The following is a 13763-nucleotide window of genomic DNA, read 5'->3' as shown; positions in this document are numbered from 1 at the left end:
GGCTCAGGCCAGTGTCTCGATGAACGCCGTCAGCTGGACGACGTTGCGGCACTCGAACATCGGGACCACGGTCCCGTAGTCGCTTGCCACCGAGTCTCCGGTGTCCCACTGCGGCTTCGGCTCAGGGTTGAGCCAGTAGGCGTGGCGGGACTTGGCGGCCAGCGACTTGAGCACGTCGAGGGCGGGCGGCTGGTAGTTGGAGCGGGCGTCGCCGAGGATGAGCAGCGAGGTCTTCGGGCCGATGGCGTCGCCGTAGCGCTCGGCGAAGCGCTCCAGCGAGTGGCCGTAGTTCGTACGGCCGAAACGCACCATGTCGGCCTCGTTCGCGAGCCTGGTCATGGCCTCGACCACGTCGGCGCCCGGCACGAAGAACTTGGTGATCTCGTCGATCGTGTCCACGAAACCGAACGCGCGCACCTTGGTGAACTGCTCGCGCAGCGCGTACGTGAGCAGCAGCGTGAAGTGGGCGAACGACGAGACCGAGTCGCTGGTGTCGCAGAGGATGACCAGCTCCGGCTTGTGCGGCCGGGGCGGCTTGAAATGAGTCGTCAGCGGCACGCCGCCGCTCTGCAGCGAGGCCCGCATCGTCCGGCGGAAGTCGAGCCTGCCTTTCCTGCCCTTCCTGTGCTTGATCGTCAGCCGGGCGGCCAGGCGTCTGGCCAGCGGATGAACCTCCCTGCGCAGCCTGGCCAGATCGGCCTTCGTGACGCGCAGGAAGTCGACCTGGTCGAGCGGCGGGCGTACGGCCGAGCGGGCGATGCGCTCGATCCCGGAGTCCTCGGCGATGCGGCGGCGCACGTCGGTGGCCACGGCGTCCTCGAAGCGCTTGACGCCGTCGCTGACGCGGCGGCGCGCGTTCCGCTCGGCCAGGCCGCCGCGCTCGTGGCCCTGCAGCACGTTGCGCAGGATGCCGGCCATCAGGGTCTCGGGGGACAGTGCCCGCATGACGCTGTAGGAGAACCAGTTCTGGCGGCCGGGGCCGGCCTGTTGCCGGCCGAAGCGTTCGACCATGGCCTGGGCGAACTCGCGCAGCTCCTGGTCGGCGCCGTCGGTGAGCAGCCCGGCCAGGTAGGCGCGCAACTCGGGGACGGTGGCCTGGGCCGGATCCAGCGCCTGGCCGGTGCGGCCGGCGTGCAGCCCGGTCGTCGAGGCGGGGAACCACAGATCGAACAGCACGTCGAACCCCGGCCGGTAGGCGGGCTTCTTCACCAGCGTCGCCGCGTAGGCGGCGCGCAGCGACTCCCGGTCGGTCAGCTCGATCACCCGCAGCGACTGCGCGGCGTCCAGCCCTTCGGCCACCGACACCGGTATCCCGGCCTCGCGCAGCGCGTGCACGAAGCCGACATGCCGGTCGATCAGGTCAGGCATCCGGCAGCCCCAGCTCCTTGATCGCCCGCGTGTGGTCGGAGGCGTGCTTGAGCACCACGCCGAGCGTCCCCGCCACCGTCGCCTCGTCCAGCTCCGTGCGCCCGAGGGCGAGCAGCGTGTTGGCCCAGTCGACGGTCTCGGCCACGGACGGCGCCTTCTTCAGCTCCATGGCGCGGAGCGTGGCCACGGTCCGCGCGAGCTGCTCGGCCAGGTCGGCGCGGATGCTCGGCACCTGGGCGAGCACGATGTCGCGCTCGCGTTCGGGGGTGGGGTACTCGATGTGCAGGTAGAGGCAGCGCCGCTTGAGCGCCTCCGACAACTCGCGGGTGGCGTTGGAGGTCAGCACGACGTACGGCTTGCGGGTCGCGACGACGGTGCCCAGCTCGGGGATCGTCACCTGGAAGTCGGACAGCAGCTCCAGCAGCAGCCCCTCGACCTCGACGTCGGCCTTGTCGGTCTCGTCGATGAGCAGCACGGTCGGGGTCGCCGACCTGATCGCCTTGAGCAGCGGCCGCTCCAGCAGGAACTCCTCGGTGAAGATGTCGTCGTCGTCGCTGGTGGCCTGGATCCGGAGCAGCTGCTTCTTGTAGTTCCATTCGTACAGGGCGCGTGCCTCGTCGAGCCCTTCGTAGCACTGCAACCTGATCAGCTCGGCGCCGGTGGTCTGGGCCACCGCCTTGGCGAGCTGTGTCTTGCCGACCCCTGCGGGACCTTCGACCAAGAGGGGCTTGCCCAGCGCGCCGGCCAGGAACACGGAGGTGGAGATGGCGTCGTCGGAGAGGTAGTCCACGGCGGCGAGCCGTTCCGTCACGTCGGCGGGCGAGTCGAACATCGATGCTCCTGTCTACAAGGCCGAACTTTATTCTAGCGGCTTGAGCCCGGTTGATACCGATTCGACCAACATGCGGATCGCCGGTATATTCCTACGTGCAGCGCGCCGCTAGCTCAGTTGGTTAGAGCAGCTGACTCTTAATCAGCGGGTCCGGGGTTCGAGTCCCTGGCGGCGCACCACACACCCGATCAGCGCATCCCTTGATCACAAGGGGTGCGCTGGTCGGGTTTCCGGTGTCCTGATTCGTGCCGGTTTCCGCCCGGTGTTCGCTCGAATGTCCGATCGCGTTGATCACGAACGACGTTCGGTGCCACGCTGCCGATGAACCGGGCTGCGTCAGCCTGCCAGTTGGGCGAGGGCCAGTGCGTGCGCCTGGCCGAGGGACTCGGCGGCGGCGCAAGGGACGTCCGGCCGCACACCGGCGCCCTCCCAGTTCGCGCCGGAGACGGGGTTGATGGCGCGGCCGGTGGGGACGGTGGCTTCCAGGTGGGGGTGCACGGTCCAGCCCTTGCACGGGTGCGCGCCGCCGCGGGTGGGCTCGCCGACGACCACGGCGCGCCCGAGCTGCTGCAGGTCGTAGGCCAGTTCCTCAGCGGCGGAGAAGGTGTCGTCGCTGGACAACACGTACAACGGTTTGCTGCCGCCGAAACGCGCGCCGGGAACGTGCGGCAGGCTCCAGGACTGCTCGCTGCGCTCGCCATCGCGCCAGTACATGGTGTTGAGGTGGGTGCGCTCGTTCAGGAGGTAACTGCAGACGAAGGCGACGGTGTCCGGGTCGCCGCCCCGGTTGTGGCGAAGGTCCACGATCAGCGCTCGGGCGCGGGAGGCCAGGGTGAGCGCGGCGCTCAGCGGTTCGGCGGCCCACTCCAGCGGGAACAGCATCGGCGCCAGCTCCACCACGGCGACCCCTCCGTCGAGCAACTCCACCCGGGGCGCACCGCCCAGCGAGCTGTCGAAGTCCCGGCGGATGGATTCCAGGGTGGCCGCGCCCTGCTCGGGGGAGACCGGGTCGGCGTGGTGCTTCAGTCTCAGGTGTTTGTCGTTGTTGACGGACTGCAGGTCCGTGGTGACCAGACGGGCGAGCTCCTCGGCACCGCCGACGTCATAGGCGCCCTCGGCGAGGCGTCGTTGGAGCAGGCCGGCGAGCTGCTCGGCTATCTCAGGGAAGACGTAGTGCTCGGTCAGCAGCCGGGCCGTCTCGTCGATGACAGGGGCAGGCCGAAGATTCGTCAGAGTCGTCATGGCAGGGAGTAGAGCACCGCCCTGACGACAACGTCAAAGGCGCGTCTGGAGGTTCTGTCGGCGGCGGTTGGTATTCATGGCTCATCACGATGATCTCCGACGACGACGATGGAGCCATGAGATGGTCACGGTGACCTTCAGGGACGAGAGCGCGACCGGCCGGCACTTAGCCGAGTTCTCCCTGCCCGACCTGCCCGAGCGCATCTCGGCGCGCGAGCTCGTCCGCCTGCGCGTCCGCGAGGAGGTGGCCCGCCACAACGCCGACCCGGCGGCCCGGTTCAACGGCCTGGTGCGCCCGGTGGCGGCCGAGGTGGAGCTGAACGGTTACCGGATGGGCGGGGGCAGGGTCCGGCGGATCGACTGGGAGCGGCAGGCCGACGTCGCCGAGCGGGCCTTCCAGCACAACGGGTTCCTGCTGCTGGTGGGGGAGCGGCAGATCAGCGACCTGTCGGAGATGATCGATCTGACCGTCGACCCCGTCGTGTCGTTCGTCAAGCTCGTGCCGCTGGTCGGAGGCTGACGTGGGGGTCGTCGACGACTTTTTTCGCGTGAACAGCTATAGCGGCGTGCTGGATCAGTCCGAGCGGGAGTTGTTCGCCCGCCTCGACCAGGGTCACCGGCCCGGCGCGGACGTCACCGAGCGGCGGACGCACGCGCGCTGGACGCAGCTACGGCTCAACCTCGGCGCCAGGGGCGGGCACGACCATGACCCCGAACTGCTGGCGGCCGTGCGTGACGTGGCCCGCGAGGACCTCCCGTGGACCGTCGAGGACGCGAGTTTCCTCTGGTGGGCCGCCAACACGCTGATGGTCTCGCTGCACACCAACTACGCGGAGCTCTATCGGATCCCGCTGGCCGCCATCGAGGCGATCGACTACCCCGGACGGCGCCGCGTCCTGAAGTCCTCGCTGGGCTGGTATCGCAAGTGGCACCGGCCGGTGTGGGAAGCACTGCACGAGCGGCTGACAGAGGTGCTCACCGAGCCGCCGGAGAACGGTCCGGCCGGCCTCGTGCGCATGCTGGCCGGGGACTTCGATCCCATCGCCCGCGTCATGGCCGAGGAGTATGGCCCGCGCCTGGCCGCTCCCGCCGTCCTGCCGCTGCTGAAGCACTGGATGGCGTCGAAAGCCACGAAACCCAGTGAGAAGTGGCTGGAACGCACCCAGAAGCTGCTGACGGACGACGCGATCGAGCTGGTCCGCGAGATCCTCACCCGGGTGGCGGCGCACCGGGAGACGGCCGAGCGCCGCCTGAGCGCCGGCCACGAGTGGGAGAGCACGGTCTTCCTCGACGAGCAGACCGTCCTGCCGGTGCGCGCCATGGTGTGGACCTGCGGGGTCATCGACCGGCCCTGGGTGCACGGGCTGCTCGGCGATGTCGCGGTGACCTGCGGCGTCGGGATGGGCGGCACGGGGGCCAACTGCCGCAGCGAGAAGATCGCCACCGCCGCCGTCAGCGCGCTGGCCCGCCGAGGCGGTCTCGACATCGTGGCCGTGCTGGCCAGGATCCAGGTCAAGGTACGCCGGAAGTCCGTGCTGGCCAAGGTGGCGGACACCCTGGACACCGTGGCCGCGCAGGCGGGGCTGAGCCCCGAGCAACTGCTGGACCGTACGGTGCCGACGTTCGGGCTGGGCCAGGACGGGGCGCGGACGGAGCGGGCCGGCGACTACACGGTGTGTCTGCGCGCCGAGGGCCCGGCGCTGACCTTCGTCAACCCCGCCGGGCGCGTCCTGCGGGCGGCGCCGCAGGCCGTCCGCAAGGAGCCGGCGGTGGCCGAGCTCAAGGCCACGCTGAAGGAGCTGAGGCAGGCGCTGCCGGCCGAGCGGTTCCGGCTGGAGCGGGCGCTGATCGAGGACCGGTTGTGGCGCTGGCGGCACGTCGTCGAGTTCTTCCTGGACCATCCGGTCACCGGCCTGTACGCGCGCAACCTGATCTGGCAGATCCTGCAAGGCCCGGCCGGGCTGCCGGTCAGGACCGAGACCGGCTGGGAGCTCACCGACCCGCTCGGCCGCCGCATCCAGCCCTACCCCGACACGCCCGTCCAGCTCTGGCACCCGATCCGCGAGACGGCCGGCGACGTGCGGGCCTGGCGCGATCACCTGCTGGAGCGGGGGGTGCGCCAGCCGTACAAACAGGCTTTCCGCGAGGTCTACCTGCTCACCCCGGCAGAGGAGGGCACCGGCGCCTACTCGGGCCGCTTCGCCGGCCACGTGCTGCGTTATGGCCAGGCCAAGGCGCTGCTGAGCCAGCGCGGCTGGACAGACCTGTCGATCGGCCACTGGGACTACGCAGGCGGCGCCGACCAGGGGGAGGCCGTCAAGGAGCTGAACGGCTGGCAGGCCCGCTGGGGGATGCACATCGCCGGCGATCCGCACGACGACGGGTGGGGCGCGGCCTCCTCCTGCACCTCCGGCACGATCCGCTTCTCCGGGCCCACCGGAGCGGCGCTGATGACCGAGGTGCCGCCGATGGTGTTGTCGGAGGTGCTGCGCGACTGCGACCTGGCCGTGGGGGTCGCCTCGATGGGGCTCGACCAGCAGGCGGCCGGCGGTCATGAGGACTACTGGCAGTCGTACGGGTTCGGGGAGCTCCTGGAGACGGCGCAGATGCGGCGGGACGCGCTGGTCAGGCTGCTGCCCCGGCTGAAGATCGCCGACCGGGCGGAGCTGACGGATCGGTTCCTGCGGGTGCGCGGGGAACTGCGCACGTACAAGATCCATTTGGGGTCGGGGAACATCCTGATGGAGCCGAACGACGCCTACCTGTGCATCGTCCCGGGCGGCAAGCGCGCCGCGCAGTCGGTGTTCCTGCCGTTCGAGGAGGACGGCGGGATGTTGTCGATCATCCTGTCCAAGGCGTTCCTGCTGGCGGATGACACGGCGATCACCGATCCCAGCATCACCCGTCAGCTCGTCAGTTAGTGGGGCGGGCGCCGGCGGCGGTGCAGGGCCAGGCCGGTGGTCGAGACGAGGATCAGCATGGAGCCCGTCAGCATCACCATCCGCCCGTCGGGGCCGGCTTCCCCGCCGCCTCCGGTCTGCACACCGCCCTCGGGGGTCTGGGTGATGGTCGGGGTCGGCTCCGGGTCGGGGCTTTCCGAGGCGGCCGGGTCCGGGTCGGCCGGGTCCGGGTCGGCTGGGCCGCCTGTTCCAGGGACGGTGAGGGGGTGCTCGGTGAGGGCTGCCCCGTCCGAGATCTCGCACTCGATCAGGGGTTGCTGAGGGGTGGGGCCGAAGTTGATGGCGGCCGCGTGCACGGTGCCCTGGTCCTCACTGTTCGCCTTGGTCTTGAGCTGGACCGGCGTGGCCGGGAGCGGGATGGGGCCACCCGGGGTGATGGTGCCGACCGGGGCCACTCCGGTGGCGGAGGTCAGGCCGGGGTAGCCGCTGATGCCGGCGTAGGCGTACAGGTTGATTTCGCCGTCCAGGCCGGTGGCGGGTGCCTTGAGTTCGGAGCCCGTGACGTACGAGCCTTGCCAGCCGATGGCCATCTCCACGCCCACGATGGCGTCGGTGGGGACGGTCAGCTCGATGGTGACCTTGATGTTCTGCGTCTCGCCGGCCGCGGTGGTGCACTCGTAGGGCACGACGTCGGCGGCGGCGTGTGCGGGCTGGGGCAGGAGGAGCACGGAGGCGGCTAAGACCATCAAACGGACGCGCACAGAGGCCCCCTTTGCTACGGATGAGGCATATGAGGGACGTCGCGCGTCGCCGTTGGGTTGACACCGCTGTCCACATCCGGACAACCCCGCTCGGAAGCTTTTGCTCCGACGGTCTGCGGACCCTGCAGCGATGTATCTATAGTCCTGCGACGGAGCCTTTTGAAAGGCCCCCCTACGCCGCCTGGCTTTCGCGCTCGATGCCGACGTCCGTCTCACGTCCGGGCATGATCTTGGGTCGCTCTCGTTCGAGGCGAGCGCGGCATAGCAGGCTCTGCGGCGTTACGTCAGTGGCGGGGCGTGTAGGGCGGGGCGGTCGTCCGGTCGGCGTCGGGCCAGCGGCGGCGGAGGGTGTCGGCTGCCCGGCGGGCCCAGCCGGTGAGGTGGGGCAGCGCGTGGTGGGACTCGGCGGTGCGGGCGGTGGCTTCCAGGGCGGCGATGAGTTGCGGGCGGCTGTCGTCGCCCGGTACGCGGGCGTCGAGAGCGGGGAGCCGGCCGAGGCGGAGAAGGGCGAAGCGGACGCAGGCCGCTGCCAGCCCGAAGCCGTACCGCCGGTCGTCCTCGGCCTCGGGTACGCCGGCGGCCAGCGCACGGCGGTAGTGATCGGCGATCGACGGGTCGACCGACAACCAGGCGGGGCCGGGGACGTGCAGGCAGACGGCGTCGTTGAGGGCGTGCGTGTAGCCGGCGAACTCGAAGTCGATGAGGCGGGGGTCCGGAGCGCCGCATTCGTGCACGAGGACGTTGTTCGCTTCCGGGTCGCCGTTGCTGAGGGCCAGGAACGGGCCCGGCGCGGCCAGTTCGTCCAGGGCGGCGGTCAGCTCGGTCTCGGCTCGGCCGGTGATGGGCGCGCCCAGGACGGCGGCCTGCGCGCGGGCCTCGTCCATAGGTGAGACGACGGGATGATCGGGTCCGAGGGCCGCCCGGCGGGCGTGGTAGAGCGCGGCCCGGCCTGCGGTGACGGCGTTGAGCTCGCCGCGTACACGGGCGAAGGCCGCCAGGCGGTCCATGTGCGCGGGCGCGCCTTGAGCGCGTAACAAGCGGTCGAGCGCAGTGCGGGGAGCAAGGTCCTCCAGGACCAGGAGCTCGGCCGACGGGTCGGCGGCGATGACGCGTGGGGCCAGGCTCAGGGCGAGGTCGTCGGAGAGGAAACGGAGGGCGGCCGACTCGGTGCGGTGGCGCCATGACGTGGGATATCCGGGGCCGGGGTGGGGGCGCATCCATTTGACGATCACCCGGTCGGGATGGCCTTGCAAACGTGCTCGGGCGACGGCCCAGGGCGTCAGGTGCTGCCACTCGGTGATGGTGACCGGTGCGGCGTGATGGCGGGAGAGCAGCGATTCCGCTTCGGCGAGCCGGCCGGCGGCTTCTGTGGGCACCCGCGCAGCATAGGGAAGACCCTCAGCCGGGGTGGCGAGTCCGAAATAGGCGGACTCGATCGGGGGCCGGGTGAGGTCCTGTGGGCGTCCCGCCAATGTCGTACGGCCCTCCAGCAGGCACTGCACCCTGGTCGCCACCCGGAGCACGGTGGCGGTGGACGGCGGCATGAGCATGTAGTGCCATGCGCCGTCAGCGCGGGTGATAGTTGAGCGTCCCGAGGGGCCAATGCGTGGACAGCCAGGCTGTCACGGCTTCATACAGGGGCACGTCCAGCTCGGCTCGGTCGGCCCGGACCCAGGAGGACACGTCGGCGTCGTGGCCGTCGCTGTGGGAGGGATAGATGTAGACGCATCCGATCACCTCGTCGGCCGGCGGCTCCAGGACGGTGTAGGTGAATCCGCGGCGCTGAGCGAAGTCGTTCGCGTGGCGCCGCAGGTCGGCGAGGTTCGCCTCCAGGGTCATGCCGCCCACGGGAGGCCATTTTCCGTCAGGGAAGCCCGGGGTGGCGCGGACGTGCTCGATGCTGCTGGTCCAGGCGGCGTGGTCGGCGGCGTTGTGCTGGGGTCCCAGGGGTTCCAGACGGAACCGCGGGGTGACCAGGGACGGGGGGACGGCGAAGTCGTCGGGGACGAAGGCATGGTCGCTCATGAGGCCGAGGCTATGAGGCCGAGCCCATGGGCCGCATCCGGATTGATCCCGCCCCTCACCAAAGGCTGGGACGGGTGTGGATTCTCGCCCAGACTCGGTGGCCCACCGCGTCGTCGCCTTCGTAGCCGACCTGATCGGCGACCGTGGCGACGATCACGAGGCCGCGTCCGTGCTCGGCGTCGAAAGCGCGCGCAAGGGCGAGGCGTCCCCTCGGGTCATGGCGCTCATGCTGGTCAGAGAGGCCTGGACCACGGCTCTGCGGGCGGGCCCGGCGAAGACCCCCGACCCGCACACCGCCACGCGGATCGAGCGGCTGATCGGGGAGGCGGAGCAGGCGTACGCGCACGGCAGGACCGATCGTGATCCGCATTGGATCGAGAACTACGATGAGCCCGAGCTGGGTGCGGAGATCGGCACGACCTGCAACCTGCTGGGTGCGTACGACCGAGGGGCCGCGAACGCCGAGCACGCGGTCCGGGAGTTCGCCGTGTCACGTCCCAGATCCGCCCAGCTCAACCGCCTCGCCGCCGCCGACGCCTACCTGGGCGGACGAGAGCTGGAGCAGGCCCTCCACAGCGTGCGGTCAGCGGTTCCGGTGGCCGCTGACCTGGCCTCCGCACGCCTCGTCGAGAGCATCCGGCAGTTCGACAGGCGGTTGCGGCCGTACGAGGGCACCGTCCAGGTGCGGGAGTTCCGCGCGTACCTGCACCAGCAGCTCGCCTCCTGAGCCGAACGGTCGTCAGAGAACGGCGTCGCCTTGGCGATTCGCCGGCGGGTGGGCCGGTGAGAGGAGCAGCTTGCCGAACGGGAGGGTGCGCAGGGCGCGGAGACGTTCGGTGGCGTGCGGGTGGCCGTGGTCGGCGGCGAGCCGATAGTAAAACCTGGCGATGTCGAGCTTGGCCGGGCCCTCCTGCTCGTAGGCCTGGCCGTAGGCGAAGGACACGTTCGCCGCGAACTCGATGGGGCGCTGGGTGCCCGACAGGGCTTGGGCCTCCGGGTGATGTTTCTGGACGGCGGCGTGGATCCAGTAGCGGGCTTCCGCCGATGCGCCGGTCAGCAAGTGGATGATCGTCAGACGGTAGGCGGACTCGGCGTCACCGTCGGCCGCCAGGCGGACCAGGCGCGCGATGGTCCTGGTGGTGCGCCGCTCGGCCTCGTCGGCGGGTGTGCGGTAGAGGTCGTACGACCCGGTGGCCGCGGGCCGGGTCTGGTCGTTCCTGGCGGCGCGCCAGCGGGCCTGCCACTGCTCCACCGTGCCGAGGGCGTCCGTGGGCAGGCCGTGCTGCTGGGCGTGGAGCCGGCAGACCATCACGAAGGAGACGACCAGGCTCCAGTCGGGCAGGCGTTCCCGCTTGCCGTTGAGGATGTCGCTGACCGTGCTCCCCGGCAGTTCCTTGGGGATGTCCGGCGCGCGTGACAACCGTTGCATCGTGGAATAGCTGGGCTGGCCAGCGGATTCGCGCAGCTCTATGAGCGCGGCTATGAAGGCGGAATGGGATCCGGCCCTGAGAGTTTCAGTCATCGTCCTGGGGGAGTTGGAAGGTCAACTAGCTGGTCATCGCCATATTTCCAGAAATAGTCCGGTAAGCCAGGACACTTGGAAGATTCCATCTCATCCGGTCGCTGTGGCCCCTGCACCTGATCGCCATCCCATCTGCCACAAGAGTAGAGGCGGGTGCCGGTTCGGGCAGCTAGCTGGTCTTATGTCGCTATTGGCGGCGCTACAGCCGGATGATTCCGCATGAATCCGGACGAGGTCGGAAGATCGCGGAGGTTTGCCTCCTGACATTTCACTTCGGTCTTGTACGGCTCCGTCCGAACACGCCGGAACCACTGGCCGACGGCCTTTCGCAGACTGCAGGGTTGGCCGCATTCATCGCTGCCGCTCCCGGAGGCCACTGCCCCATGCCGTTACTCACGGCTCGCCCGTCAAGCATCGTGTACTGCGCCGACGCCCACTGCCCGGCGGACGAGCGCCTGCTGGTCACGCTCTTGACGACCTGGGTGCTCGCGACGGGACGCCCGCCGCCCGCCGTACGCCCCGACGACCTCACCCCCGAAGAGCTCATCGACTTCTGGGCCGACGACCACACGTGACGAAAGAGGACCCATGTTCACCACCCACCAGTTGCTCACGCTCACTCTGGCGATCACGATCGCCGCGATCACCTGCGCACTCGTCCTGGCCGCCGGCGCGGATTGGCCGAGCGCTCTGCTCAGCGGCGGCGGCGCGGGCGGGGCGACGCTGGCGAGCCTGCCCAAACTGCTGAACCGGCGCGACCCGTAGGAGACTCGCCGGTCGGGCCGTGCCGGGAAATGGCCACCGAACTCGTCTCTGCCACACGGTTTGTCGGTGCCGGGTGGGAGAATGAGCGGCATGACGATCGACCTCGCCACCCTGCTGGGCGACCAGGAGAGCATGGTCCTGGAGTTCAAGCAGTCCGCTGCCAACCCCAGCCGCATCGGGCAGACCATCTGCGCCTTCGCCAATGACCTGTGCGGACGGGGCGGCGGGGACATTCTCATCGGGGTCGACGACAAGGGCAACCGGTTCCGCATGTCAGGGCAGGCGACAAGGACTTGCTGAAGCTGGCCGACTTCCGCGACAGCGGGCAAATTCTCGACCGGCCGTGCCTGACGGTGGAGCGGGCGGTTTTCAAGGGCGAGACGGTGATCCGCATCCGGGTCAAGGCGTCGGCGACGCCGCCGGTCCGCTATGACGGGGTCGTCTGGGTGCGGCCGGGGCCCACGACGCGTAAGGCCAACCGCGATGACGAGCGCGTGCTCGCCGAACGCCGCAGGGCTCTTGATGGCCCTCTCGACGGCCGGGCTGTTCCAGGAAGCACGGTGGAAGACCTCGATCTGACGCTCTTCCGCTCCACCTACCTGCCGTCGGTGGTCGCGCCCGAAGTGATCGAGGAGAACGGGAGACCGGAGCCACAGCAGCTCAACAGCCTGCGCATGACCGACCAGACGGGCACGCCGACCGTGCTCGGCCTGCTGGTTCTCGGCTATGACCCCAGTGCTTTCGTCCCCGGCGCCTACCTTCAGTTCGTCAGGTACGACGATGTGGACGTCGGTGCCGCGATCATTGACGAGCAGGAGTTGCGCCACAATGTGGTCGACCTCGCTGAGCGTCTCGAAGTGCTGCTCAAGGGGCATCTCCACACCAGGGTCGTCGAGGAAACGGGTTTCAGGGAGCGCCATCAGCCTGACTATCCACTGGCCGGGTTGCGAGAGGTCTGCATGAACTCTGTGATGCACCGCAACTATGAGACGTCGAACGCGCCCATCCGCGTCTTGTGGTTCTCCGACCGTGTGGAGGTGTCCAATCCGGGCGGTCCGTACGGGCAGGTCCGGGCCGACAACTTCGACCGGGTGAACGACTATCGGAATCCATCCGTGGCCGCGGCGATGAAGTCCCTCGGTTACGTCAATCGCTTCGGCCGGGGCATCACCCGGATTCAGATGGAGCTTGGTCGCAATGGAAACCCGCCGGCGGAATTTCGAGTTGACGAAACATCGTGGTCAGTGACATTGAGGAAAGCTAAATGATCTCGATCGCGCTCTTCAACAACAAGGGCGGCGTCGGAAAGACCACACTCACCTATCATCTGGCGCACATGATGCAGCGCCTCGGGCACGCGGTGCTGGCCGTGGATCTCGATCCGCAGGCCAATCTCACCGCGGCGTTCTTGGAAGAGGACGAGTTGGTGACGCTCTGGGCCGAGCCGGAGACGCCGGAGCTGTATCCGCTCTTCGGGCGGGTGAGCGAAGAGAACGGCACGGTGGCGGCGTCCGTCCGGCCCATCATGGAAGGGCTGGGTGACGTCCAACTCTTCGAACCCACCAAAATCCTCCCGGGTCTCTGGCTCGTTCCAGGTGACCTCGAGCTCAGCGCGTTCGAGGACCGGCTCTCCGCCGCCTGGCCGCTCTGCTTCACCGGAGACCAAGCAGCCCTGCGCACGACGACGGCCTTCCACCGGGTGATCGAGGATGCCGCACGGCAGGTGGAGGCGGACATCGTGCTCATCGACGTCGGACCCAACCTGGGGGCGATCAACCGGGCGGCGCTGCTGGCGGCAGACACGGTCGTGATGCCGCTGGCCGCCGACCTCTTCTCGCTGCGTGGCCTGCGCAATCTGGGGCCGACCCTGCGCCATTGGCGAACGACGTGGCAAGAGACGGTGCTGCCCAAGGTGCCGGCGAGCATTTCGGCTCCTTCCGGGTCGATGCGTCCCCTGGGTTATGTGATCATGCAGCCGACCATGCGGCTGGATCGGCCGGTCAAGGCGTACCACCGGTGGTTGGAGCGGATCCCCAAGGTTTTCGCGGACGCGGTGATCGCCAACGTCTCCGCATCGCACGGCCGCTCTCATGAGATCGCCACCATGCGCAATTACCAGAGCCTGATGCCGCTCGCGCATGACGCCAGGAAGCCGATGTTCGATCTGAAAGCGGCCGACGGTGCGCTGGGCAGCACGCAAGCCTATGTGCACAAGTGCCGCACCGAATTCAAGCACCTTGCTGAAAATGTCCTCGAACGCCTGGACCAGATACGCGAGACGCCGACCGTAGATGACGGGGGACGCCGATTCTACGGCTGACGGTTCGGGCCCACCGCAGTGTTCGTCG

15 protein-coding genes and 1 tRNA gene are annotated in these 13763 nt (G+C 69.1%); 9 read left to right on the top strand and 7 right to left on the bottom strand.

Annotation, left to right across the window (positions count from 1 at the left end):
• Window positions 1-3: 3 nt before the first annotated feature.
• On the bottom strand, window positions 4-1368 hold the full coding sequence (locus tag ACWD0F_RS22165) for a vWA domain-containing protein (protein WP_449878256.1): 1365 nt from the start codon (window positions 1366-1368) through the stop codon (window positions 4-6).
• Window positions 1361-2200, bottom strand: a complete 840-nt coding sequence (locus ACWD0F_RS22160) for an AAA family ATPase (RefSeq protein WP_449878255.1) — start codon at window positions 2198-2200, stop codon at window positions 1361-1363. The genes ACWD0F_RS22165 and ACWD0F_RS22160 overlap by 8 nt, the downstream gene beginning before the upstream one ends.
• Window positions 2201-2302: 102 nt before the next feature.
• Here ACWD0F_RS22160 and ACWD0F_RS22155 point away from each other — a divergent pair.
• Window positions 2303-2379, top strand: a tRNA-Lys gene (locus ACWD0F_RS22155).
• A gap of 157 nt (window positions 2380-2536) precedes the next feature.
• On the opposite strand, the gene ACWD0F_RS22150 is transcribed toward ACWD0F_RS22155, so the two are convergent.
• The gene (locus ACWD0F_RS22150) at window positions 2537-3442 is read right to left on the bottom strand and encodes a S41 family peptidase (protein WP_449878253.1); all 906 of its coding nucleotides are present in this window, start codon (window positions 3440-3442) and stop codon (window positions 2537-2539) included.
• Window positions 3443-3563: 121 nt separating this feature from the next.
• On the opposite strand from ACWD0F_RS22150, the gene ACWD0F_RS22145 reads away from it, so the two are divergent.
• Both ACWD0F_RS22145 and ACWD0F_RS22140 read left to right on the top strand, forming a co-directional pair.
• Window positions 3564-3962, top strand: a complete 399-nt coding sequence (locus tag ACWD0F_RS22145) for a hypothetical protein (RefSeq protein WP_449878251.1) — start codon at window positions 3564-3566, stop codon at window positions 3960-3962.
• A gap of 28 nt (window positions 3963-3990) precedes the next feature.
• The gene (locus ACWD0F_RS22140) at window positions 3991-6363 is read left to right on the top strand and encodes a DUF4132 domain-containing protein (RefSeq protein ID WP_449878249.1); all 2373 of its coding nucleotides are present in this window, start codon (window positions 3991-3993) and stop codon (window positions 6361-6363) included.
• Here ACWD0F_RS22140 and ACWD0F_RS22135 read toward each other — a convergent pair.
• From ACWD0F_RS22135 to ACWD0F_RS22125, 3 genes are all read right to left on the bottom strand, one after another.
• The gene (locus tag ACWD0F_RS22135; RefSeq protein WP_449878247.1) at window positions 6360-7103 is read right to left on the bottom strand and encodes a hypothetical protein; all 744 of its coding nucleotides are present in this window, start codon (window positions 7101-7103) and stop codon (window positions 6360-6362) included. The genes ACWD0F_RS22140 and ACWD0F_RS22135 overlap by 4 nt on opposite strands.
• A 284-nt stretch (window positions 7104-7387) precedes the next feature.
• Window positions 7388-8647 (bottom strand): hypothetical protein, encoded by a 1260-nt coding sequence (locus ACWD0F_RS22130; RefSeq protein WP_449878245.1) that lies wholly within the window; start codon window positions 8645-8647, stop codon window positions 7388-7390.
• Between the two features lie 22 nt (window positions 8648-8669).
• A complete protein-coding gene (locus tag ACWD0F_RS22125; RefSeq protein ID WP_449878243.1) occupies window positions 8670-9128 on the bottom strand; it encodes a GNAT family N-acetyltransferase in 459 nt (152 codons plus the stop codon).
• Window positions 9129-9204: 76 nt separating this feature from the next.
• Here ACWD0F_RS22125 and ACWD0F_RS22120 point away from each other — a divergent pair, with 76 nt between their 5' ends.
• Window positions 9205-9855 carry a hypothetical protein gene (locus ACWD0F_RS22120; RefSeq protein ID WP_449878242.1) on the top strand — a complete coding sequence of 217 codons (651 nt, stop codon included), beginning with the start codon at window positions 9205-9207 and terminating at the stop codon, window positions 9853-9855.
• Window positions 9856-9867: 12 nt separating this feature from the next.
• Here the strand turns inward: ACWD0F_RS22120 and ACWD0F_RS22115 are convergent, their stop codons facing one another.
• Complete coding sequence (locus tag ACWD0F_RS22115) at window positions 9868-10548, bottom strand: hypothetical protein (protein ID WP_449878240.1); 681 nt, start codon at window positions 10546-10548, stop codon at window positions 9868-9870.
• 485 nt (window positions 10549-11033) lie between these two features.
• On the opposite strand from ACWD0F_RS22115, the gene ACWD0F_RS22110 reads away from it, so the two are divergent.
• The 5 genes from ACWD0F_RS22110 (at window position 11034) to ACWD0F_RS22090 (ending at window position 13735) form a co-directional block, all read left to right on the top strand.
• Window positions 11034-11225 carry a hypothetical protein gene (locus tag ACWD0F_RS22110; protein WP_449878239.1) on the top strand — a complete coding sequence of 64 codons (192 nt, stop codon included), beginning with the start codon at window positions 11034-11036 and terminating at the stop codon, window positions 11223-11225.
• A 13-nt stretch (window positions 11226-11238) separates the two neighbouring features.
• Window positions 11239-11415, top strand: coding sequence for a hypothetical protein (locus ACWD0F_RS22105; protein ID WP_449878237.1), 177 nt, complete (start codon window positions 11239-11241; stop codon window positions 11413-11415).
• A gap of 90 nt (window positions 11416-11505) precedes the next feature.
• Window positions 11506-11715, top strand: coding sequence for an AlbA family DNA-binding domain-containing protein (locus tag ACWD0F_RS22100; RefSeq protein ID WP_449878235.1), 210 nt, complete (start codon window positions 11506-11508; stop codon window positions 11713-11715).
• Entirely contained in the window at window positions 11709-12683 is a 975-nt protein-coding gene (locus ACWD0F_RS22095; RefSeq protein ID WP_449878233.1) for an ATP-binding protein, read from the top strand. The genes ACWD0F_RS22100 and ACWD0F_RS22095 overlap by 7 nt, the downstream gene beginning before the upstream one ends.
• Entirely contained in the window at window positions 12680-13735 is a 1056-nt protein-coding gene (locus ACWD0F_RS22090; protein ID WP_449878231.1) for a ParA family protein, read from the top strand. The genes ACWD0F_RS22095 and ACWD0F_RS22090 overlap by 4 nt, the downstream gene beginning before the upstream one ends.
• The last annotated feature ends 28 nt before the right edge of the window (window positions 13736-13763 follow it).

The organism is Nonomuraea sp. NPDC002799 (assembly GCF_053592075.1).
The sequence above is the reverse complement of the archived record's forward strand: the minus strand, read 5'-3'. Positions and strand labels throughout refer to the sequence as shown.